The organism is Nocardia sp. NBC_01329 (assembly GCF_035956715.1).
Taxonomy (GTDB): domain Bacteria; phylum Actinomycetota; class Actinomycetes; order Mycobacteriales; family Mycobacteriaceae; genus Nocardia.
Genome location: NZ_CP108381.1, coordinates 2702578 through 2728107, shown reverse-complemented (window position 1 = coordinate 2728107; position 25530 = coordinate 2702578). Strand labels below are relative to the sequence as shown.

Annotated in this window: 2 protein-coding genes; both read left to right on the top strand. The window is 68.3% G+C overall.

Translation table 11 applies throughout. The features are described from left to right. The first annotated feature begins 245 nt into the window (after nt 1–245). Nucleotides 246–24704, top strand: coding sequence for a non-ribosomal peptide synthetase (locus OG405_RS12210; RefSeq protein ID WP_327151747.1), 24459 nt, complete (start codon nt 246–248; stop codon nt 24702–24704). Next, complete coding sequence (locus OG405_RS12205; RefSeq protein ID WP_327151746.1) at nt 24698–25480, top strand: FkbM family methyltransferase; 783 nt, start codon at nt 24698–24700, stop codon at nt 25478–25480. Before OG405_RS12210 ends, OG405_RS12205 begins: the two co-directional genes overlap by 7 nt. The last annotated feature ends 50 nt before the right edge of the window (nt 25481–25530 follow it).

Sequence of the window (25530 nt, the reverse complement as noted above, 5' to 3'; positions counted from 1 at the left end):
TCCGCGATATACGCCGGGGCGCGTCTGTGAGCGAAACGCCGTATCCGGTTGCGGGCGACGCGACCGATATGCATAAACTGTGCGACGCACGGTCTTATAGCTGTTTGCTCTTAAAGGTGTTCCGTGGCAGGGGCGTGAACACCACTTCGACGTAGACGAAGTCGTACACAGGCAATTTCGAGCATCTGCAGGGGGCGCCTTCTGCTGTGCTCCGGTGCCTCCGAGTCCGAGCGAGAGGTTAGAGCATGAATCTGAGGTCAGCCACTGCTGTCGACCACGATCTGGATCTCATACCGTTGTCGAGGGCGCAGTACAGCATGTGGCTGGCCGATAATCTGCCCGGCAGGCCGAACGTCAATATCGCGCACTACGTCGAGATCGAGGGCGAGATCGACGTCGATCTGCTCACCGAGGCGGTGAACATCGCCGGTCGGGAGACCGAATCGCTCGTCGTGCGGGTCGTCGAATTCGACGGCCGTCCCTACCAATTCGTGGATCGCAGCATCGTCTACGCCGACGAGGTGCTGGATCTGTCCGACGCCGAGGATCCGTACGAAGCGGGCATGGGGTGGATGCGCCGGGATTGCAGCACCCGGGCCGTCGATCTCGGCCGTGACCGGCTGGCGGTCGCCAAACTCATTCGCATCGGTGAGAACCGGTACCTGTGGTATGCGCGCGCACACCATCTCATCATCGACGGGTACGGCGCCTTCAACGTCATGGGCCGGATCATCGAGCACTACAACGCGATTCTCGAGGGTAGACAGCCGCCGCCACTGGTGGCGGCGGATCTGCGCGATATCGCCGAGGCCGATCGCGTGTACCACGAGAGCGCCCGTTTCGAGTCCGACCGGGCGTACTGGCGCGAGAAAGTCGCCGACCTGCCGAGTCCGGTGAGTCTGTCGGGACGGGCCGCGCGCTGGAGCGAAAGCGATCACGCGGCCGGCCGTCAGCTCCCGGACCGGCTCTCCGAAATGCTCGACCGATTCGCCGCGGACCTGCACGCTTCTCCCGCGCAAGTGGTCGTCGCCGCGTTCTCCGCTTTCCTGGCCCGGATGACCGGATCCGACGATGTGGTGCTGTCGATGCCGGTGAGCGGCCGGGTGACCCGGCGTCTGCGGCACGCCGCCGCCATGTTGGCGAATATGGTGCCCATCCGCTTCGCGGTAACTCCGCAGACAACGGTTGCGGAATTGATCGGAGCCTCGGTCACCGAGCTCGTTTCCGCGATCCGGCACCAGCTCTATCGGTTCGAAGATCTGCGGCGTGACGCGAATATCGCGGAAACGGCGTCGAATTCGTTCGGCCCGGTCGTGAACATCCTTTTCTTCGATACCGAGATCCGCCTCGGATCCGCATTCGGCCGCTATCGCGCCCTCACTTCGGGCGCCCTGGACGATATGCAGCTGAACCTCTACCGCCCCGGCGCCGACGGGCCCCTGCTGCTCGAATTGCACGGCAATACGAACCTGTACAGCCAGGAAGAACTCGAACTGCACACCACGCGGTTCGTCGAATTCCTGCGCCGGTTGCTGGAATCGCCGCTGGACACTCGTGTGGTCGAGATCCCGCTGGTCGATACCGCCGAAGAGCGCCGCATCGTCGGAGAACTCGCGGGCCGGGACGGGGTGGTGGCCGACACCACGCTCGTCGACCTGCTGGCCCGCGGGACTGTGGCGAACCCCGACGCGGTCGCGGTCACCGATGGCTCGGCCGCCCTGACCTACCGAGAACTGGACCGACGATCCAACCGGCTCGCCCGTTCACTCATCGCACGCGGGGCCGGACCGGAATCGCTGGTGGCCGTGGCGATGCCGCGGGAAGCGGATCTGATCGTCGCCACTCTCGCTGTGCTGAAATCGGGCGCCGGGTACCTGCCGCTGGATATAGCGCACCCCGCCGACCGGCTCGAATACGTGCTCACCGACGCCGACCCGGTACTCGTCGTGACGAACCGCACGCTGCGTGAGGGGCTTCCGGGCGACCCCGATCGAATCGTCGCCTTCGACGATCTTGTCGCTGCGGAGGCCGACGGTGCGCCGATCACCGATTCCGAACGTTCCCGGCCGCTGCGGCCGGAGAACACCGCCTATGTCATCTACACCTCGGGGTCGACCGGCCGTCCGAAGGGTGTGCCGATCGGTCACCGCGCCGTGGCGTCGTATCTGATCAACGCCTGCGCCGAGATCGGAATCCGGTCCGACGATGTGTGGACCCTCTTCCACTCCTTCGCCTTCGACTATTCGGTGTGGGAGATCTTCGGTCCGCTGGTCTCCGGAGGACGAATCGTCATCGTGGATATCGCCACCACGCGGTCACCCGACGATGTCGTGCGCTTGGTGGCGCGCGAGAAGGTGACCGTCTTCAACCAGACTCCCTCGGCCTTTCAGCAGTTCGCGGCAGCGCGGGTTCGATACGCGGCCGGCGGTGAACCAGAGGGCGCACCGGCGTTGCGGACGGTGATCTTGTCCGGGGAACGCCTCGATCCGGCAGGCCTGGCCACCTGGTACGAGCACGAGCCACGAGTTCCCGTACTGGCCAACAGTTACGGGATCACCGAGACCACGGTGTTCGTGACCTATCTGCCGCTGACCCCGCAGATCGCGGTTCCGGGCGCGGCGAGTGCGATCGGAACGGCGTTGCCGGGCCTGCGTACCTACGTGCTGGACGGGCGCCTGCGACCGACACCACTGGGAGCCTGGGGTGAGATCTATGTCTCGGGGGCGCAGCTCTCCCGTGGATATCTCGGCCGTCCCGCACTGAGCGCGGCCCGCTTCGTCGCCGATCCGTTCGGGGCGCCGGGCACGCGGCTGTACCGCAGTGGTGATGTCGCGCGCTGGAACCACCGGGGCGAACTGGAGTATCGCGGGCGAGCCGACCAGCAGGTCCAGTTGCGCGGATTCCGGATCGAACTCGACGAGATCCGTAACGCGCTGCTGACCGACGCCACGGTGTCGACAGCGGTCGTCGTCGTGCATCGGCCCGATACCGAAGCCGCCCGGTTGGTCGCCTATGTGGTGCCGGCTGGGGACACGGTCTGTGCCGGTGAGTCCCTGCGCGCCCAGGTGGCCGCGCAGCTGCCGGAATACATGGTGCCGGCGAGTATCGTCGTCCTGCCCGAACTGCCGCTGACCGTCAACGGCAAGATCGACTACCGATCGCTGCCCGAACCGGTGTTCGATTCGGCCGCCGCGTATGTCGCGCCGAGCACGGTGGTCGAGGAGATGATCGCCGATGTCTTCGCCGAGGTGCTCGGTGTCGAGCGGGTGGGGATACTCGATCATTTCTTCGATCTGGGCGGCAACTCACTCACCGCGACCAGCGCCGCGGTGCGGATCGGTGAACTGACCCGCTCCGATGTGTCGGTGCGCGACCTGTTCGGCAAGCCCACCGTCGCCGAACTGGCGGCGCTGATCGCGGTCGAGCACCGTCCGGGCCGCCCCGTCCTGCGGGCTCGGACCCGGGTGGAAGAGCACATACCGCTGGCGCCCGCGCAGAATCGTATGTGGTTGATCAACCAGGTCGATCCGGCTTCGGCGGCGTACAACATTCCGCTGGTGGTGGAGCTGTCCGGATGCCTCGACGTGGTGGCCCTGCGGTCCGCGCTGATCGATGTGCTGGATCGGCACGAGGCGCTGCGCACGGTGTTCCCGGCCGTCGAGGGATCCGGTGTCCAGGTCGTGCTGCCGGCCGAGAATGTGGTCGCCGGTCTCGATCTGATCCCCGAGACCGCCGACGCCGACGATATCGAGTATCGGATCGGGGAACTGGCGGCGCAGGGCTTCGATGTGACCGTGCGTCCGCCGCTACGCAGTGCACTGCTGGCATCCGCGGATCGGCGCCACCACGTCCTGGCCGTCATTCTGCACCATATCTGCTGCGACGGATCGTCCTTGCGCCCGCTGGCGCGTGATCTCGCCGCCGCCTACGAGGCCAGGGTTCAGGGCAAGACTCCGGACTGGCAGCCGTTGCGTGTGCAGTACGCCGATTACAGTGTCTGGCACCACGATCTGCTCGGTGCCGAAACCGACCGCGAATCGTTCTCGGCACGTCAGTTGAGCTATTGGACACAGCGATTGGCGGGTAAGCCGCCGATATTGGAACTGCCCGCCGATCGGGCCCGCCCGGCCCAACGGTCTATCCGCGGTGATCGTGCCGAGACCGTGATTCCGGCCGAGATCTTCGGTGGGATCGAGGCACTGGCCCGGGCGCACAACGCCACCACCTTCATGGTGGTGCACGCTGCGCTGGCCATACTGCTCGCCCGGCTCTCGGGCTCCCACGACATCACCATCGGCACCGCGGTGGCCGGCCGTGGTGAACACGCGCTGGAAGATCTCGTCGGAATGTTCGTCAACACGGTGCCGTTGCGTACCGACATCCGCCCGGCGGAATCGTTCGCCGAATTCCTGGCGCGGGTCCGCGATATCGATGTGGACGGCTTCGCCAACAGCGACCTCCCCTACGAGCGGATCGTGGACGAAGTCGAACCGCAGCGGTCGAGCGCGCATCCGCCGTTGTGCCAGGTGTACCTGGCCTTCGAGAACATGGACCGCCCCAGCCTGGAACTACCCGGACTCACGGTCGAGATCCTGGACCCGGGTGCGCAGCCGGCGAAGGTCGACCTCATCGTCACGGTCGCGGAGAACACCTCCGGCGACGGCGACGTCGCCCTCCGTGTCGACTATGCGACCGATCTCTTCGACCGGGGCACGATCGAGGAACTCGCCGCCCGATTGAACCGGGTGCTCGAGGCGGTCCTGGCGGATCCACACGCACGGGTGGGTGGCGTGGATGTCCTATCGGTGGCCGAACGAGCCGGTCTCGTACCGGCGTCGGGGGCCCCGGCCGAGACACCGCGGATCCTGGCCGATGTGCTGTCGGCGCCGGATAGTGCTGCGGTGGCTGTGGTCTCGGGAGGCCGGACGGTCACATACGGGGAACTGGACGCGTGGTCGAATCGGATTGCGCGAGATCTGATAGCGCGCGGGGTGGGCCCGGGTGATCATGTCGCACTGGTTACGGGGCGGTCGATCGAGTTCGTGGTGGGAATCTGGGCGGTTGCCAGAGCCGGTGCGGCCTTCGTTCCGGTGGATCCCCGGAATCCGGCCGGGCGGGTCGCGCTGATGCTCGGTGATGCCGCCCCACGGGTCGCGGTGACGGTCGCCGCGTCGCGAGAACTGGTGCCGGGATCGATTCCGCTGCTGGTACTCGACGATCCGGAAACCGCGGCCGCGATCGGGGCCCGGTCGGCGGCGCCGGTGACCGACGGCGACCGGCTCCGGCCGGCGCGGTATCGGGATACCGCGTACGTGCTGTACACATCCGGGTCGACCGGTACGCCCAAGGGCGTCGCGGTGACCCACGAGGGACTGGCGAACTTCGCCGCCGAACAGCGGGACCGTTACCGGGTGGAGCCCTCGTCGCGGGTACTGCAGCTGGCAGCCCCGGGGTTCGACGCCGTCGTACTGGAACTGCTGATGGCGCATGCGAACGGCGCCGCCCTGGTCGTCTCGCCGCCGGACGTGTTCGCAGGTGCCGAACTGGCGGAGCTGATCCGGACGCAGCGGGTCTCGCACGCGTTCGTGACGCCGACCGTGCTGTCCACCATGTCTCCGTCCGATCTGCCGGCACTGCGCGTGCTGGTGGCCGGCGGCGAGGCGGTGCCCGCGGAAACGGTGGCGCTGTGGGCGCCGGGCCGCGAACTGTTCAACGGATACGGACCGACCGAGACCACGATCATGGTCGCGATCAGCGATCCGCTGTCGGTGGGCGACCGGGTCACGATCGGCGGGCCGATCCGCGGTATCGAGGCCGTGGTCCTGGATTCGCGACTGCGGCCGGTTCCGGTCGGGGTGGCGGGGCAGCTCTTCATTTCCGGTGTGCAGCTGGCTCGCGGCTATCTGGACCGGCCGGCGGCGACGGCGACCGCGTTCGTGGCCGCACCCCACGGTGGGCCCGGGACCCGGATGTACCGGACCGGTGATCTGGCGCGCTGGACACCCGACGGGACTCTGGAATATATCGGCCGTACCGATTTCCAGGTCAAGATCCGTGGTCAGCGGATCGAGCTCGGTGAGATCGAAGCCGTGCTCGCCGCGCATCCCGGGGTGGCGGTAGCGCATGTGGTGGGCGTGGCCGGCGCTCATGGTGCGCGGCTCGCCGCGTACGTGGTGCCCGCGGAGCGCGGTATCGAGACGACGGAGCTGCTGGCGCACGCCGCGCAGCGATTGCCGGCGCATATGGTTCCGGAATCGGTACTGGTGCTCGATACGCTGCCGCTGTCGCCGGTGGGCAAGATCGACCGTGCCGCGCTGCCCGAACCGGTGTTCGGTGCGGCCTCCACCGAATTCGTCCCCCCGCGCGATGCCGTCGAACAGACCGTCGCCGACGTCTGCGCCTCGGTACTGGGTGTCGAGCGGGTGGGCGCTTTCGACAGCTTCTTCGACCTGGGCGGGAACTCACTGTCGGCCACCCGTGTCGCCGGGCAGTTGAGCGCCGCGTTCGGAGACGATATCGCGCTGCGCACGATCTTCGACGCACCGACCGTCGCCGCTCTGGCCGATCGGCTGCGAGCGAGCGGGCCCGGCGAACGGCAACCTCTGATACCGCAGCGCCGCCCCGAACGGATCCCGCTGTCGCCGGCCCAGGCGCGGATGTGGTTCCTCAACCAGTTCGATACGACCTCACCGCTGTACAACATTCCGCTGGTGATGCATCTGTCGGGTGCTCTCGACGTGGCGGCCATGCAGGCCACGATCGGCGATGTCCTCGACCGGCACGAATCGTTGCGCACGCGGTACCCGGACAGCGACAGCGGACCGCACCAGGTGATCGTGCCCGTCGCCGGCACCGGCGCGCCGCTCGAGCCGATACCCGTGGCGGCCGCCGAGATCGAGGCCCGTATCGCCGCGGAGACCGCGACCGGGTTCGATGTCACCCGCGAAGTCCCGTTCCGGATCACCCTGCTGCGCACCGCACCCGATGAGCACACCCTGGTCCTGGTCGTCCACCACATCAGCTTCGACGGTTCCTCGCTCGCCCCGCTCGCCGCGGACCTGATGACCGCCTACCGAGCCCGGTCCCGGAACCAGGAACCGCAGTGGTCGCCGCTGCCGGTCCAGTACGCCGACTACACGCTGTGGCAACGGAAACTGCTCGGTACCGAGGACGATCCGCACAGTCCGACGGTCGCGCAGACCGAGTACTGGCGCGCGGCGCTCGCCGATCTGCCCGAGGTGCTCGACCTGCCCACCGATCGGTCCCGCCCGGCGCAGCAGAGTTTCCGCGGCGCGACGGTATCGACCACGCTGCCCGCCGATCTGCATCGCGAGGTCGTGGCACTGGCCCGCCGGCACGACACGACTGTGTTCATGGTGATGCACGCCGTGTACGCCGCGCTGCTCGCCCGGCTGTCCGGGACCGGGGATATCGCCGTCGGCACTCCCATCGCGGGCCGTGGCGAACCCGGGCTCGACGGCCTCGTCGGAATGTTCGTCAACACGCTGGTACTGCGGACCCGGGTCGTGCCCGGTTCGTCGTTCGCCGATATCCTCGAGCAGGTCCGCGCGACCGATCTCGGGGCCTTCGAGAACGCCGATATCCCCTTCGAGCGACTCGTCGAGGTGCTCAATCCGCCCCGCTCGACGGCACACGCGCCCCTGACACAGGTGGGGTTCTCGTTCCAGAACATCGAGATCCCGGCCGTGCAGTTCGACGGCTTGACCGTGACGACCCGGATGATCGATCCCAGTGTCGCCAAATACGATGTGCACCTGAATCTCGTGGACACGCTGTCCTCCGACGGTGGCTCCGGCGGTATCGCGGTCGAATTCGGGTACGCCACCGATTTGTTCGACGAATCGTCGATACGTTCGATCTTCGACCGGTATCAGCTGTTGCTCCGCGCGGTGGTCTCCGATCCCAGCGGGCCGATCGGCGATATCGATCTGCTGACCGAGACCGAGCGCCGGGTGCTGGCCGAGCGGTCGCACGGAGTGACCGCGCTCGCACCTGCCGCCACCCTCGCGGACTTGTTCGCCGCACAGGCGCTGGCCACCCCGCGCAACACCGCCGTCGTCGACGCGGAAACCGGTGCCCGGCTCGACTACCGGGAATTCGGTGTTCGAGTGAACCGGCTGGCCCGCGCCCTCCTCGGGCGCGGTGCCGGCCCGGGGACCGTGGTCGGCGTCGCGATGTACCGCTCTGTCGATCTGCTGACCACCCTGTACGCGATCCACGCCGCCGGCGCCGCGTATCTGCCCCTGGATCCGGAGCATCCGGTCGAACGGCTCCGCTCGGTGCTGACCACCGCCCGGCCGATCGCCGTGCTCACCCGGTCCGGGGACAAGGTCGACCTGCCCGGCGGTATGCCGGTGTGGTCCGTCACGGAACTGCTCGCCCAGCAGCTGGATTCGGCTCCCGTCACCGATGCCGACCGGAGCCGGCCGCTGGATCCCCTTGACCTGGCCTACGTCATCTACACCTCCGGCTCGACCGGCGTGCCCAAAGGCGTGGCCGTTGCCCACCAGGCGGTGGTGAACCAGGTTCGCTGGATGCGGGAGCACTACGGACTCGACGATTCCGATGTGATGATCTGGCGCACGCCGGTGACCTTCGACCTCTCGGTGTGGGAATTGTTCTCCGCGGCGGTATGTGGGGCGGCGCTGGTGGTCGCCGGCGCCGACGCGCATCGCGACACGTCGGCACTGGCTCGCACGATGGCCGAACATCGGGTCACTACGGTCGATTTCGTTCCGTCGCTGCTCGCCGCCTTCCTGGACAGCGTCGCCGGGCAGGAGCTCCCGGACCTGCGCCGCGTCCTGTGCATCGGTGAGGCACTGCCGGCGGATACCGTCCGGCGGTTCGCCGAATTCAGTGCGGCGCGGATCGACAATCTGTACGGGCCGACCGAGGCCGCGGTGAGTGTGACCTCCCAGCGCGTGGGGAAGGTGACCGGCACCGCCGTGCCGATCGGCGTGCCCGAGTCGAATGTCGTGGTCCGCGTGCTGGATGCCCGGCTGCATCCGGTGCCCGACGGTGTCACCGGTGAGCTGTACCTCGGTGGTGTGCAGCTGGCACGCGGGTATCACGAGCGTCCGGGGCTGACCTCGGCCACTTTCGTCGCCGATCCGCTGGGTAGCGGCGGCGCCCGGCTGTACCGCACCGGCGATCTCGTGCGCTGGGACGCCACCGGCAGCCTGCGCTATGTGGGTCGTGCCGATACCCAGGTCAAACTGCGCGGACTGCGAATCGAGCTCGGCGATGTCGAGGCCGCGTTGGTGGCGCAGGACGCGGTGGCGGCCGCGGTGGCGCAGGTGCGCACCGATCACGGTGAGCAGCGTCTGGTAGCCCATGTGGTCGCGGCACCGACCTGGGACAGCCGCGAGATCCGCGCTGCCCTGCTGGAACGGCTGCCCGCGTATATGGTCCCGTCCGCGGTGATGCGGGTCGATGCGATCCCGCTCACCGCCAACGGCAAGGTCGACTATCGCGCGTTGCCGGCGCCGGACCCGGGCATGCGCCTGGCCGAATACCGGGAACCGCGCGGCCTGGTGGAGCAGACGGTGGCGAACGTCTTCGGTGAACTGCTCGAACTGCCGGAGATCGGCGCACAGGACGACTTCTTCGAACTGGGCGGAAACTCGCTGCTCGCAGCGCGCGCACTGAGCCGTATCGGTGACATCCTCGATGTCGCCGTGGCGGTGCGGGTGATCTTCGAGGCGCCCACGGTCGCCGACCTCGCCGAACGCATCACCCGGCTGCGCGCGGTTCCGAGTCTCCCGGCTCCCACGCCGCGTCCCCGCCCCGATCGGTTGCCGCTCTCCTTGGCGCAGTCCCGGATGTGGTTCCTCAACCAGTTCGATCCGGCCACTGCCGGATATATCGTTCCGCTGGCCATCCGGCTCGACGGGGTGCTCGACCTCGGTGCGCTCACCGCGGCCGTCGCCGATGTGGTGGAGCGCCACGAGAGCCTGCGCACCGTGTACCCGGCCGTGGACGGGATCCCGGCTCAGGTCGTCCTCCCCGCCGAGGAGGTCACCTCGCGTGGGGATCTCGTACCCGAACCGATCGCCGAGGGCGAACTCGGGCGCCGGTTGCCGGAATTCTTCGGCCGCGGATTCGATGTCGCGAAGGGCGTACCCCTGCGGGTCGGCCTCTTCCAGCTCTCCGAGGAGTCCTGGGTTCTCGCGCTGGCCGCGCACCACATCAGTTGCGACGGCTTCTCGGTGGTTCCGCTGGCCGCCGACCTGGTGACCGCCTACCGGGCACGTTCCCTGGGGAGCCGGCCGGAGTGGGAGCCGCTGCCGGTGCAGTTCGCCGATTTCGCGCTCTGGCAGCGCGAAGTGCTCGGCACGCCGGACGACCCGCAATCGCGTGCTGCCCTAGATATCGATTACTGGCGTATCCGGCTCGCGGGCGTCCCGGAACTGCTGGAATTGCCGACCGACCGGCCGCGGCCGCTGCGGCGGACCGATTGCGGTGCATCCGTGCAGATCACCGTTCCCGCCGAGGTCCACCAGCGGGTGCAGACGCTGGCCCGCCGCGCCGGGGCGACCACATTCATGGTGGCGCACACGGCGCTGGCGGTACTGCTGTCCCGGCTTTCGGGCAGTGACGACATCACCATCGGTGTGCCGCATGCCGGTCGTGGGCACCGGTCGCTCGACGATCTCGTCGGCATGTTCGTCAACACCCTGGTGATGCGGACCCGGATCGCCGGGGACCAGACCTTCCGCGAGCTACTGGACCAGGTCCGGCGTGCCGATATCGAGGCCTTCGACCACGCAGGCGTTCCGTTCGAGCAGTTGGTGGAAGCCCTGAACCCGGTGCGCTCGACCGCACATACGCCGCTGTTCCAGGTGATGCTCGCCTACCAGAACATGGACCGGGCCCGGGTCGAACTCCCGGAACTCGCCGTGCAGAACATCGACCCCGGCGACGACGCCGCCATCTACGACCTGCTGTTGATGATGTCGGAGGGGTACGGCGACCATAACGAGCCGGTCGGGATGACGCTGCGCCTCACCTATGCCACCGATCTGTTCGACGAGGACACCGTCCAGCGGTTCGCCACGCAGTTCGTGCGCGTACTCGATACCGCCGCGAACGATGTCGATCCGGTCGTCGCGGATATCGAACTTCTCGACAGCGCGGACCGGTCGGTGGTCCTGGACCGGTGGAACGCGACCGGCGCCCCCGTGGTCACCGGCCGAACACTGGTCGATGTCTTCGACGACCAGGTCGCGCGTACCCCGGCCGCACCCGCACTGCGCGGTCCCGACGGTGACGTGCTCACCTACCGGGATTTCGACCGCCGCGTCAATCGGCTCGCCCGATGGCTGGCGGCTCGTGGCGCCGGACCGGAAACCGTGGTGGCCGTGGCTGTCCGGCGCTCCACCGATCTGGTCGTCGCGCTGTACGCGGTGATCAAGGCCGGTGCGGCGTTCCTGCCGATCGATCCGGACCATCCGAGTGCCCGGATCACCCGCGTTCTGGACGCGGCCCGTCCGGTGCTGGTACTCAGCACGACCGCGGATGCCGGGCAGTTGCCGGCGGAATGCGAGCCCGAGCGGATCGACCGGGCCGACCTCAGCGGTCACAACGACGCCCCGGTCACCGACGCGGACCGGAACGCGCCGTTGCGGCCGGACAACGCGGCGTACGTACTGTTCACCTCCGGTTCCACCGGTATCCCCAAGGGCGTCGCGCTCACTCATACCGCGACGGTCGCCCAGTTGGCCTGGGCGCAGCGGCAGTGGCCGCACGACGGGTCCGATGTGGTCCTGCACAAAACACCCATCACCTTCGATATCGCGGTGTGGGAACTGTTCTGGCCGCTGCAGACCGGGGCTCGGATCGTGCTCGCCGCACCGGACGGTCACCGAGACCCCGCATACCTGGCGAAACTTGTCGCTGAGCACCGGATCACCACGGTGCATTTCGTACCGTCGATGCTCGATGTCCTGCTCGACACCGCCGAGAGTCCGATGCCCTCCGTCCGGCGGGTGTTCGCCGCCGGTGAGGCGCTGGCACAGCGCACCGCCGATCGGGCCGCGCAGGTATTCGGCAGCGCCGAGGTCGTGAACTGGTACGGGCCGGCCGAAGCCGAGGTTGTCACCGCGCACCGGTGCCTGCCCGGGGAAAGTGCCCGGGCGACCGTGCCGATCGGCCGGCCGGTCGCCGGTATGCGGGTCTACGTGCTGGACTCCCGACTGCGACCCGTGCCGCTGGGCGTGGTCGGCGAACTGTACGTGTCGGGCGTCCAGACCGCTCGCGGTTACCACGGGCGTCCCGATCTCACCTGCGCCGCGTTCCTGCCGCATCCGTTCGGTGCACCGGGGGAGCGGCTGTACCGGACCGGCGATCTGGTCCGCTGGACGAGGTCCGGCGATCTGGAGTTCGCCGGCCGGGGCGATTTCCAGGTCAAGGTCCGCGGCCAGCGGGTCGAGCCCGGCGATATCGAGGCCGCGTTGCGCGACCTGCCGGAAGTCGCCCGGGCGGTCGTCGTCGCGACGACCGAACGGATCGCCGGTTACGTGACACTCGCGCCCGGCGCAGTGGCCACCGGCCGTGAGCTCCGCGACCGGATCGCCCGGACGCTGCCGGGCTATCTGGTACCGGCGGCTGTGCAGGTGCTCGAAGCGATCCCGCTCACCGCCAACGGCAAACTCGATCGTTCGGCACTGCCACGGCCCGTGTTCGAGGAGGGTGCGCAGTTCGTGGCCCCGCGTACCGAGCGGGAAACGGTACTGGCCGGGATCGTCGCCGATCTCACGGGATCCGACCGGGTCAGCGTGACCGCCGACCTGTTCGAGGTCGGCGTCAACTCGCTGTCGGCGGCCCGGATCGCGGCCCGTGCCGAAACCGCGCTGGGTATCGAGGTCGGTATCCGGGATATCTTCGACGAGCCGACGATCGCCGGACTGGCCGAACGGCTCGCCGACCGGAACCGCGCTGTGGTCCTGCCGCCCACGGCCCGCGCGCGCCCGGCGACTGTCCCCCTGGCGGCCGCCCAGCGCCGGATGTGGTTCCTCAATCAGTACGACACCGACTCGGCCGCGTACAACATCTGTTTCGCGGCCCGGCTGACCGGTCCGCTGGATATCGATGCGTTGCGCGCGGCATTCCTGGACGTGACGGTCCGGCACGAACCGTTGCGGACCGTGTATCCGACGGTCGACGGTGAACCGTGCCAGGTCGTCCGGGACGTCCCGGCCGACCCGTCGGAGCTGCTGCCCGCCGTCGAACAGGTGGGCAGCGAAGCCGACCTGGCCGACCTCATCCGGCGCGTGGCCGAGACCGGCTTCGACGTGGCGGAATCGGTCCCCGTCCGGGCCCGGCTGTACCGCACCGGAACCGGTGAGCACGCGCTGGTTCTGGTGGTGCACCACATCGCGGCCGACGGTGCCTCGGTGCCCGCTCTGGCCCGGGATGTGTTCACCGCTTACGGCGCACGGGTGCAGCAGCGGGAACCGCAGTGGCAACCGCTGGCGGTGCAGTACGGCGACTACGCGCTCTGGCAGCAGGAGCGGCTCGGCGCGGAGGATGATCCCGAGTCGCTGATATCCCGGCAGATCGCCTACTGGAAAGACGTTCTCGGCGACGCACCGGAACTACTGGACCTGCCCACCGACCGCCCGCGCCCGGCCGTCGTCACCACGGCCGGTGGCAGCGTGCGGTTCGGGATCCCACCCCAGCTGCACGACGCCGTCGTCCGGTTGGCGCACGAGGAAGGTGTGACAGTCTTCGTCGTCCTGCACACGGCGCTGGCGATCCTGCTCGCCCGCACCGCGCACACCGACGATGTCTCGGTGGGCACCCCGGTCGCCGGTCGAGGCCATGAGGCGTTCGACGATCTGGTCGGAATGTTCGTCAACACCGTCGTGTTGCGCACCCGGGTCCGCGAGGATCGATCCTTCCGCGAGCTGCTGGCCGAGGTGCGCGGCGTCGATATCGCCGCGCTCGGCCACGCCGATGTCGCCTACGAACGGCTCGTCGACGCGCTCGATCGCCCCCGGTCGACCGCCTACACACCGCTGTACCAGGTGATGTTCGGATTGCAGAACACCCGGTCGGCGCGCTTCGAACTTCCGGGTGTGGGCGTGGAACTGCTCGACCCCGGGATCGCGCAGGCCAAGACCGATCTCACCGTTCTGCTGAACGAGCAGACCGAGGGCGATCGCAATGTGGGCATCGATGGTGAGATCCTCTACGCCATAGATCTGTTCGGCCCGGGGACCGCGCAGGCGCTGGCCGAGCGGTTCGTGCGGATTCTCGAGACGGTCACCGCCGATCCGGCCGGCGTTGTCGGCAGTATCGATCTGCTCACGCCGGAGGAGGCCGGGCAGCTGGTGCCGGCCACCGGTGACAATGCCGAAACTCCCTGTCTGCTGCCGGATCTGCTGGCGGCCGCGGTCACGGCGCACCCTGCGGAAGTCGCGCTGATCGGTGAGAACGCAACCTTGACCTACGCCGAACTCGATCGGCGATCGGAGATGCTGGCCGGATATCTGCTGTCCCGAGGCGCGGGCCCCGGTACGTATATCGCGCTGGCAATTCCGCGGTCGGTGGAATACCAGATCGCGATGTGGGCGATCACGAAGACCGGTGCCACCTTCGTCCCGGTGGATCTGCGATACCCGCGGGAGCGGATGACCCATATGGTCACCGACTCCGGGGCGGCCTTCGGTCTCACGGTCGGGGCCGCACTCACGGCGCTGCCCGGCGATATCGAATGGACGGTGCTCGACGATCCGGAGACCGTCGCCGAGATCGGGACGCAGCCCGGTCTTTTCGATACCGCTGCGGTCCGGCGCCGCACCCGGGTCGAGGATGCGGCCTACGTGATCTACACCTCCGGCTCCACCGGGACGCCGAAAGGTGTGGTGGTCACCCACGAGGGACTGGCGAATTTCGCCGCCGCGCAGCGGGTCCACTATCGCGTGGACCGGACCGCGCGGGTGCTGCACGTGGCAGCACCGGCCTTCGACGCAGTACTGCTCGAGGCATTGATGGCCTGTGCTGCGGGAGCGTCTCTGGTGATATCGCCGGCGGATGTCTTCGGTGGTGCGGAACTGGCCCAGCTGATCCGGATTCATCAGGTCTCGCACGCCTTCCTGACGCCGAGTGTGCTGGCGACCGTATCGCCCGCTGATCTCGAATCGGTCCGCGTACTCGCAGTGGGCGGAGAGATGGTGCCGGCCGAACTCGTCGCCGCATGGGCGCCCGGGCGGCAGTTGCACAATATCTACGGCCCGACCGAGACGACGATCGTCATCACCATGAGCGCGCCGGTGCGGTCCGGCGGGCCGATCGATATCGGTGGCCCGATCCGCGGCGCGCAGGCCGTCGTACTGGACGCCGGGTTGCGGCCCGTATCGGTCGGCGTGGCAGGTGAGCTGTATCTGGCAGGCGGTGCCCTGGCCCGGGGATATCTGAACCGTCCGGCACTGACCGCGGGTGCGTTCGTGGCGAATCCGTACGGCGGTCCGGGATCGCGGATGTACCGGACCGGCGATATCGTGCGCTGGACCGTCGGGCACACCCTGGAGTACGTCGGCCGCAGCGATTTCCAGATCAAGATCCGCGGGCAGCGCATAGAACTCGGCGAAATCGATGCCGCGCTGGTCGCCCAGTCCGGCGTCGCCTCCGCCGTCACGGTCAGCCGTCCCGGTCCCGACGGCCGGGCGCTGCTCGTTGCCTACCTCGTCGGCGATCCCGGTGCGGAGGTCGAGCCGGCCACTGTGCTGAATCGGCTCGCGGGTGTACTGCCGGCTCATATGCTGCCCGCGACGATCACCGTGCTGGATCGGATGCCACTCGCGTCGACAGGCAAGGTGGATCGCAAAGCTCTGCCGGAACCCGTGTTCGAGGTGCGGGAGACCGACGCTGTCGCGCCGGTCGGCGATCTGGAGCGCACGATCGCCGCGGCGTTCGCGGATGTGCTCGGGGTGCCGACGGTGGGGGCGACCACCTCGTTCTTCGCTCTGGGCGGCGATTCCATCATGTCGATCCAGCTGGCTGCCCGGCTGAAGGCCGCGGGCGTGGTCGTCCGCGCCCGCAATATCTTCGAACGCCGGACCGTGCGGGCTTTGGCTCAGGTCGCCGAGGCCGCGGCCCAGCTGACACTCGCCGAACTGCCGGGTGGTGGTATCGGCGATATCCCGAGCACACCGATCGTCACCTGGTTCGGGGAACGGCTCGGCGCGGCCGGGAGATTCGCCCAGTCGATGCTCGTGCGGCTGCCCGGCGACGCCGATATCGCGGATGTCACCGCGACGGTGCAGGCCCTGCTCGACCAGCACGATATGTTGCGGTCCCAGCTGCACGGCCGGTGTCTGCGGGTACTGCCGGTGGGCGCGGTCGGCGCGACGGATTCGATTCTCGTGCGAACTTTCCGGGCGGACGAGGCACCGGGCGGCACCGGGTTCACCGCCGTGGCCGAAGCAGCGCTGGCCGCGGCCGCGGACCGCCTCGATCCGGCCGCGGGCCGGATGATGCAGATCGTCTGCCTGCTGCCGGCCGCGGGAGTCGAAGCGGAGGGCCGTGCCCTCATCGTGATCCACCACCTGGCTGTCGACGGCGTTTCATGGCGCATCCTGCTCCCCGATCTCGCGACCGCCTGGCAGCAGATCGCCGTGGGAAGCGGTCCGGAACTGCCCGCTCAGGGCACCTCCATGCGCCGGTGGGCGCATGCCCTGACCGCTGCCGCCGGCGATCGTGGTGATGAATTCGAGCTGTGGCAGCGAATGAGTGAAGCCGTGGACCCGCTGCTGGGCCGGGCACCACTGGACCCGTCGCTCGACACCCAGGCGACGGTCCGGCACCTCACGGTGTCCCTGCCGACCGAGGTGACGTCGGTCCTGCTGGACGTTGTGCCCGAAGCCGCCCGCGGGAACACCGACGACGCGCTGCTCGCGGGGCTCACAATCGCCCTGGTTCGCTGGCGGGGGCGGCGCGGTATCGCCCCTTCGAGCGCGCGGATCCTGTTGGAGGGCCACGGCCGGGAAGAGCAACTCGCCCCGGGCGCGGATCTCTCCCGTACCGTCGGCTGGTTCACCAGCGCCTACCCGGTAGCGCTCGACCCGGCCGGTCTCGATACCGGGGATATGCGCGCGGTGGTGAAATCGGTCAAGGACCAGTTGCGGGCCATCCCCGACAAGGGTATCGGTTACGGTCTGCTCCGCTATCTCGATCCTGCTACCGGGGAACGGCTCGCGGCCGCACCGGAACCGCAGATCAGTTTCAACAATCTCGGCAGGGCCGGCGTCGATATCGCCGCGCTGTCGGGCCTGGCGTGGGTTCCGACCGGCGAGGAGTTCGACCAGCGGGCAGCGTTCGATCCGGATATGCCTGCGGCGGCGGTGATCACGATCGATGTGAACACCACCGATACCCCGGCGGGACCCGTGCTCTCGGCGCATATCGGCTACGCCTCGCGATTGCTCGATCGCGCGGAGGTCGAAGAACTCGCCGGCGACTGGGTCGATGCCGTGCGCGAGATCGCCGCGGCGGCGCGGGCCGACCACGACTGGGGTCTCTCACCCACCGACGTCCCGCTCGTCGCGGTCACCCAGTCCGATCTCGATACCTTCGCCACCCGCTACGGCCCGCTCACCGATGTGTGGTCGCTGGCACCGCTGCAGGCGGGTCTGCTGTTCCACGCCGAGTTCGCCGCGGGTGAACTGGATGTCTACACCGCGCAATCGGTACTTACCCTGGCCGGTACGGTGGACGAGAACCGGCTCGAGCGAGCCGCGCGTGCGCTGCTCGAACGGCATCCAAACCTTCGGGCGGCCTTCACCCGGGCGGCCGACGGTGTTGCCGCGCAGGTAGTTCCCGCCGCGACGGCGTCGCGTTGGTACCGGGCCGAGACCGGCGGGGATATCGCCGAACTGGATCGGTTGATCGAAGCCGAACGGGCGGTGGTATTCGATCCCGCCGATCCGCCGCTGCTGCGTTTCCTCGCGGTCCGGGTGGGACCGCGAGATTTCCGGCTCGTATTGACGGCACACCATCTTCTGCTCGACGGTTGGTCGCTGCCGCTGTTGTCCCGGGAACTGATCGGGTTGTACGCGGTGGGCGATCGCACCGACCTGCTGCCGGCCGCGCCGTCCTATCGCGACTATCTGGAGTGGCTCGACGGCCGTGACCACGACGCCGGGGTGCGGGTATGGCGGGAGGCCCTGGAGGAATCCACCGAGCCCACGCTGATCAGCGATGCACACTCCGCGACGGTGGCCGACATCCCGATCGATCTGCCCATCGTGATCGAGCACGCCACCACCGAGCGACTGACCGAGTTCGCCCGCGACCGGGCGGTCACCATGGCCACGATCGTCCAGTTCGCCTGGGCGGTGGTATTGGGCAATCTGCTGGGCACCGAACGAGTGGCTTTCGGCAGCACAGTCTCCGGCCGGCCTGCCGATCTGGCGGGTGTGGAATCGATGATCGGGCTGTTCATCAATACGATTCCGGTGGCCGTCGACGTCACGCGGAGCCTGACCGTCACCGATGCGCTGGATCGGCTGCAGGCGGACAACACCCGGCTGCTGGATCACCATTACCTCGAGCTGTCCGAGATCATGGCGGCAGCGCACACTCCGCAGCTGTTCGACACCCTGGTGGTCTTCGAGTCCTACCCGGTCGACAGCAGCGGTCTCGGCGAGACCGATATCGACGGTATGCGGGTGGTCTCGGCCGAGGGCCGCGACGCCGCGCACTACCCGCTGCTGGTGCAAGCGCACCAGACCGATGAACTGCACATCCGCGTGCGTTACCAGCGAGCTCGTGTGGACGACCACACGGCAGCGGGTCTCGCGTCCCGCCTCGCCATCGTGCTGCGCGCAATCGCCACCGACCCGCACCTACCGCTCGGCGCGCTCGATCTGCTCACGGCCGACGAGCGCACGGAGCTGGTGCAGGCCTCGGGGGGTCTCGCCGAGGCGCCGCGCCCGATGTCGGATCTGCTCGCGGCCGGCGCGGCGGTCGATCCCGCTGCCGCCGCGCTGATCGCGGACGGGCGCGCCCTGTCCTACCGGGAACTGGACGCCTGTTCCGACCGGCTGGCGCGGAAGTTGATCGACTGGGGTGTCGGCCCGGGCGACAACGTGGCGCTGGCGCTGCCGCGGTCCCTCGAATTCGTGATCGGCCTGTGGGCGGTGACCAGAACAGGCGCCGCGATCGTGCCGGTCGATACCCGTAACCCCGCCGACCGGATCGCGCTCATGGTCGAACATGCCTGTATCCGGGTCGCGCTCACGAGCGGATCCGTGCGGGGCCTGTTGCCGGACTCGGTACGGACGATGGAGCTCGACGACCCGGCGGTGCGCGAATCCATCGACGCGTATCCGGCGGGGCCGATTCCGGACACGCACCGGGTGCGCGCCCCCCATATCCGGGATACCGCGTACGTGCTTTACACCTCGGGTTCCACCGGTGTGCCCAAGGGCGTGGCGGTAGCGCACGAGGGATTGGCGAATTTCGCCGCCGAACAGCGGAGACGCTTCGATGTCGACAGCGGGTCGCGGGTACTGCAGGGTTCGGCACCCGGATTCGACGTCCTGATCCTCGAAGTACTGCTGGCGCACAGCAACGGCGCGACGCTGGTGCTGCCGCCACCAGAGGTGTTCGGGGGCCCCGAACTGGCGGAACTGATCCGGACGCAACGGGTGACGCACGCGTTCCTCACACCCAGTGTGCTGGCGACTTTGTCACCGCAGGGCCTGGATTCACTGCGCGTGCTGGTGGCCGGCGGGGAAGCGGTGACACCGGAAACGGTCGCCGTCTGGGCGCCGGGGCGGCGCCTGCTGAACGGTTACGGTCCCACCGAGGCCACCATCCTGGCCTGTATGAGCGGCCCGCTGGAGCCCGGCGTCCCGGTGACGATCGGCGAACCACTGCGCGGGGTCCAGGCGCTCGTCCTGGACCCGTGGCTGCGACCCGTCCCCCCCGGCGTGGTCGGGGAGTTGTATCTCGCGGGTGTACAACTGGCCCGCGGATACCTGAGCCGGCCCGTCACCACGGCGGCCGCGTTCGTGGCGAACCCGTTCGGCGCGGCCGGATCACGGATGTACCGCACCGGTGATCTCGTGCGCTGGACACCCGATCGCACCCTGGACTATCTCGGGCGGCGGGATTTCCAGGTAAAGATCCGCGGGCAGCGCATCGAACTCGGGGAGATCGAAGCCGTGATCGCCGGCTGCCCTGGTGTCGATCACGCGGTGGTCGTCCTGCGGGCCGACGAACAGGGCCGCAAAAGGCTCGCCGGGTATCTGGCCGGTGACGTGACGGTGGACCTCGGTGCCGTGCAGACGGCGGTCCGTGCGCAACTGCCCGCGCATATGGTGCCCGAAGCCTTCACACTGCTTCCCGAACTGCCGCTCACCACGAGCGGAAAGCTCGACCGCCTGGCTCTGCCGGCGCCCGAGTTCGGCTCACGTCGCGATTGGGTGGCTCCGCGCACCGATGCCGAACAGTGTGTGGCGGAGATCTTCGAACGCGTTCTCGATATCGAGAAGGTGGGCGCGACGGACGGCTTCTTCGATCTCGGCGGAAATTCACTGTCGGCCACCCGGGTGGCAGCGCAATTGAGCGCCGCGACCGGTGTCCGGGTCGGTGTCCGGGAACTGTTCGAGGCACAGACGGTGGCCGATCTCGCCGCGAACCTGGCGGGTCTCGGCCGTGAACAGCGGGCGCCGCTGGCCGCGCGTACCCGTCCCGCACGGGTGCCCCTGTCCCCGGCTCAGCAGCGGATGTGGTTCCTCAACCAGTTCGACACCTCGGTAGGTGCCTACAACATCCCGATGGTCATCAGGCTGCGGGGCGAACTCGATACCGACGCCCTGCGCCGGGCCTGTGCACTGGTCGTGCAACGGCACGAATCACTGCGTACCAAGTTCCCGACGGCCGAGGGCACCCCACACCAGGTGGTGGTCCCCGCGGAAGAGGTCGTACCGGATCTGATCCCGGTCCGGGTCGCGGAACAGCAGCTGATGCAGCGGGCTTTCGCGACGGTCACCGCCGGGTTCGACGTGACGCAGGCACCGCCCTTGCGTGTCGAGCTCTTCGAACTAGGGGACCGCGATCACGTACTGATGATCACCGTGCATCACATCTGTGCGGACGGGCAGTCGATGCTGCCACTGGCCCGTGATGTGATGATGGCGTACGAGGCGAGCAGGCAGGGAGCCGATCCACTGTGGTCCGCGCTGCCGGTCCAGTACGCCGATTACGCGCTGTGGCAGCACGAGATACTAGGTGACGAACGCGATCCCGAGTCGCTGGTGTCGCGGCAACTGCGGTTCTGGAAGCAGGCCCTGGGCGGACTGCCCGAGCTGCTCGAGTTGCCGACCGATCTGCCCCGCCCGCCGGTGGCCTCGCTGCGCGGAGGTGCTGTCGAATTCGAGATCTCCGCCGATCTGCACGCGCGCATCGAGGCGACCGCCCGTGCGGCGAACGCGACGGTCTTCATGGTGCTGCACACCGCATTGTCGGTGCTGCTCGCCCGGCAGTCCGGTGTCGGCGATATCGCGATCGGCACCCCGGTCGCCGGTCGTGGGGCGCGTGAACTCGATGATCTGGTCGGTATGTTCGTCAATACGCTGGTGCTGCGGACCCGGGTCTCGCCGCGGCAGCCCTTCGCCGATCTGCTCGCCGACACCAGGGAAAACGATCTGGCGGCTCTGGCGCACGCGGACGTTCCGTTCGAACAGGTCGTGGAAGCGCTGAACCCGCCCCGCTCGACAGCGCATCTCCCGCTGTATCAGGTGACACTCGACGTCCAGAACCTCAGCGGTGCGGCGGTCCGGTTGTCCGATCTCACCGTCGAACCGGTCGAGAACGGTTTCGAACAGGCGCAGGCCGATCTGAATGTGAAGCTCTCGCAACGATTCGACGAGGCGGGCCACCCCGGCGGCTTCGTGGGCCGGCTGACCTTCGCGACGGATCTGTTCGTCGAAGAGACGATGAACCGGTTCGCCCGGGCCTATGTGCGGATTCTCGAGGAGGTGACGGCGGATCCCGAGGTCGTCGTCGGTGATATCGAGCTCGTCGACGCCGGTCAGCGGCGCGCGCTGCTCGACGCGGCCGGATCCGACGGCGCCGGAGTGGCCGATACGACTCTGGTCCGGCTGTTCGCCGAACAGGTCGCGGCCCGGCCCGAGTCGATCGCGGTGACCGACGGCCATTCGGCGCTGACCTACGCGGAACTGGATCGGCGCGCCGCCCGGATCGCCGCTCGGCTGACCGAGCACGGTGCCGGACCGGAATCGCTGGTCGCCGTAGCGCTTTCCCGCTCGGTCGATCTGGTGGTGGCCCTGCTCGCTGTGGTTCGTTCCGGTGCCGGCTATCTGCCGTTGGATGTGGCCTATCCGGAGCAGCGGTTGCGGTTCGTGCTCGACGACGCCCGTCCGGTGGCCGTACTGGCGTCGGCGCAGACAGTATCGGCGGTGCCCGAGTTCGCGGCTCCGGTCGTCTTGCTGGATGAGGCCGCGGCGGGCAGCCCCGTGGCACCGGATCCGGTGCTGCCCGACGCCCGCCCGGACAATACGGCTTACGTGATCTACACCTCGGGCTCCACGGGCCGCCCGAAAGGCGTGACGGTCAGCCACCGCGAGGCGTGCACCCTGTTCACCAATATTCGCGGGCGTTTCGATCTCGGTCCTGCCGATGTGTGGACCATGTTCCACTCCTACGCCTTCGATTTCGCGGTGTGGGAGATGTGGGGTGCGCTGCTGACCGGTGGACGGCTGGTGGTGGTCGACTATGAGGTGTCCAGGTCGCCGGAGGCGTTCGTCGACCTCGTCGTCGGCGAGGGCGTGACGGTTCTGAGCCAGACACCGTCGGCGTTCTACGGGTTCGCCGAGGCCGAGAGGGAGCGCCGGAACTCCGGGCGCGGCGGCGCCGGACTCGCGCTGCGGTATGTCGTATTCGGCGGCGAGGCGCTGGATCCCGCCCGGCTGTCCGGCTGGTTCGCCGCCCACGAACCCGGCGCGCCGCGCTTGATCAACATGTACGGGATCACCGAGACCACCGTGCACGTGACATTCGGCGAGACGACCGGATCGATGGCGGCGGGGATCGGTACACCACTGCCGGGTATGCGGGTCTACGTACTCGACGACCGGATGCGCCCGGTCCCGATCGGAGTGGCCGGGGAGATCTACGTCGCCGGTGGCCAGCTCTCCCGGGGCTACCTGGGCGCACCCGGTGCGACGGCGGGCCGGTTCGTGGCGAACCCCTTCGGCCCGGCCGGGGACCGGCTCTACCGGTCGGGCGATCTCGGCAGTTGGCAGCATTCGGATCGGGGTCTGGAACTGCGCTATCTCGGTCGCGCCGACGCCCAGGTCCAGCTGCGCGGGTACCGGATCGAACTGGGCGAGGTCGAATCGGCCTTGCTTCGCCATCCCGCCGTGGTGCGAGCGGCTGCGGCAGTGCATCGGCACGAGCAGGGGGTCGCTCAGCTGATCGGTTATGTGGTCGGTGTCGACGGACAGCAGATCGATCCGGTCGCGGTCCGCGCGGCGGCCGCGGAGGTACTGACGAGCTATATGGTGCCCGCCACGGTCACCGTGCTGCCGGATCTGCCGTTGACGGTCAACGGCAAACTCGATCGCAAAGCCCTTCCCGCACCGGATTTCGAAATCGCCACGAGCGAATTCGTCGCCCCGCGGACCGGGACGGAAACGGCGATCAGCGAGGTGTACGCGCAGATCCTGGGTGTCGCGCGGGTCGGGATCTCCGACGGTTTCTTCGATCTGGGCGGAAACTCGCTGCTGGCGACCATGGTGGTACGCGAACTGAAGACACGCGGTGTCACGATCGCCCTGCCGTGGATGTTCGACGATGCCACCCCGGCGGCGCTGGCCCGGCGAGCCGATGAGGCCGACGACGGATCCGGTCTGCAGGTGGTATTGCCGCTGCGGACGGGCGGTTCGAAGCCGCCACTGTTCTGCGTGCATCCCGCGGGCGGGTTGGCGTGGTTCTACGGCGGTCTCGTCGAGCACGTGCACGAGGATCGGCCGATCTATGGTCTGCAGGACCCGCACGTGGTTGCCGGTGCGGACCCGGCGGAATCGGTTGATCAGCTGGCCAAACGCTACGCGGCCGAGATCCGCCGGGTACAGCCGGACGGTCCGTATCACCTGCTCGGCTGGTCGCTGGGCGGCCAGATCGCGCACGCCGTCGCGGTTCGGCTCCGGCGCTCCGGCGCCGAGGTCGCACTGCTGGCGCTGTTGGACAGTGCCGTGGATCTGTCCGGTGACCCCACCACCACAGCGGCGGTGCCGGATCGACTGCCGGGACAGTTGATGGCGGATCTGCTCGGCGGCTGGCGCGAACTGTTCGATCTCGGCGACGAGGTGAACGTCGATACTCACGAACAAGCCTGGGCGGTGATCCGGGAACAGGTGCTCGGGACCGCGATGTTCAGCGCCGAGCAGGTGGATCGGGTGATGACGAGTTTCGAGACCGCCGCCACGATCGCCGACCGGTACCGGCCGGAGGTCTTCGACGGTGATCTGCACTTCTTCACCGCCGGAAAGGACCACGCCGATCACGACGCACTGGCGGGCTCGTGGCGGGGTTATGTGACCGGCGAGATCCACAACCAGGTGGTCGATGTCCGGCACCTGGAGCTGAGCCACCCGGAAGCACTGGCCGTTGTCGGTGCGGTAATAGAAAGGGCCGTGCAGGAATGCTGAACACACACCAGACGCTCAAGCTCGACGACGGCAGGGTGGTCGACTGCCCGAGCCCCGCCGAGGCGAGATTTCTCTGGGGTGAGATCACCTCGGCGACGGGTTTCTACCGGCAGGCCGCCGCCGGGCTGCGGCCCGGGGACATCGTCCTCGATATCGGGGCGAACATCGGGCTCAGCGCGATACTCTTCGCCGATATCTGCCCCGGTGCCCGGGTGATCGCGGCCGAACCGGTTCCGGCGACTTTCCGGTGCCTGGAACGTAATCTGGCCGCCTACGTCCCGCACGCGGTACCGGTCCGCACCGCGGTCGGGGCCGAGCCGGGCATTCTTCCGCTCACCTGGTACCCGCAGGCGCCGGCGAATTCCGGGCTGTACGCCGATCGCGCGGAGGACGACGAGGCCACCCGGATTTTTCTGCGCAACAGCGGGTTGGACGACGAGGCGATCGCGCTCATCACGGCCGGTCTGCATCAGGGCGAGCAGATCGATGTCGAGGTGACCACGGTGTCGGCGATCCTGGCTGCGCACGGGCCGGGGGCCGAGATCGGCTTGCTCAAGGTCGATGTCGAGCGGGCGGAACTGGATGTGCTGCGCGGTATCGCCGAAAAGGACTGGCCCCGGATCCGCACAGTAGTCGCGGAGGTACACGACACCGACGGCGGCCTGGCGAAGTTCCGGGAACTACTCGGCACCTACGGGTTGTCCGCGCGGATACGCCAGGACCCGAGTCTGCGGGGCACCGACCTGCACGAGGTGTACGCCGTCCGCACCGGGTGAATCCGATGACCGGGCGCGCCGGCGCGCCCGGTACGACAACGACGATCTGT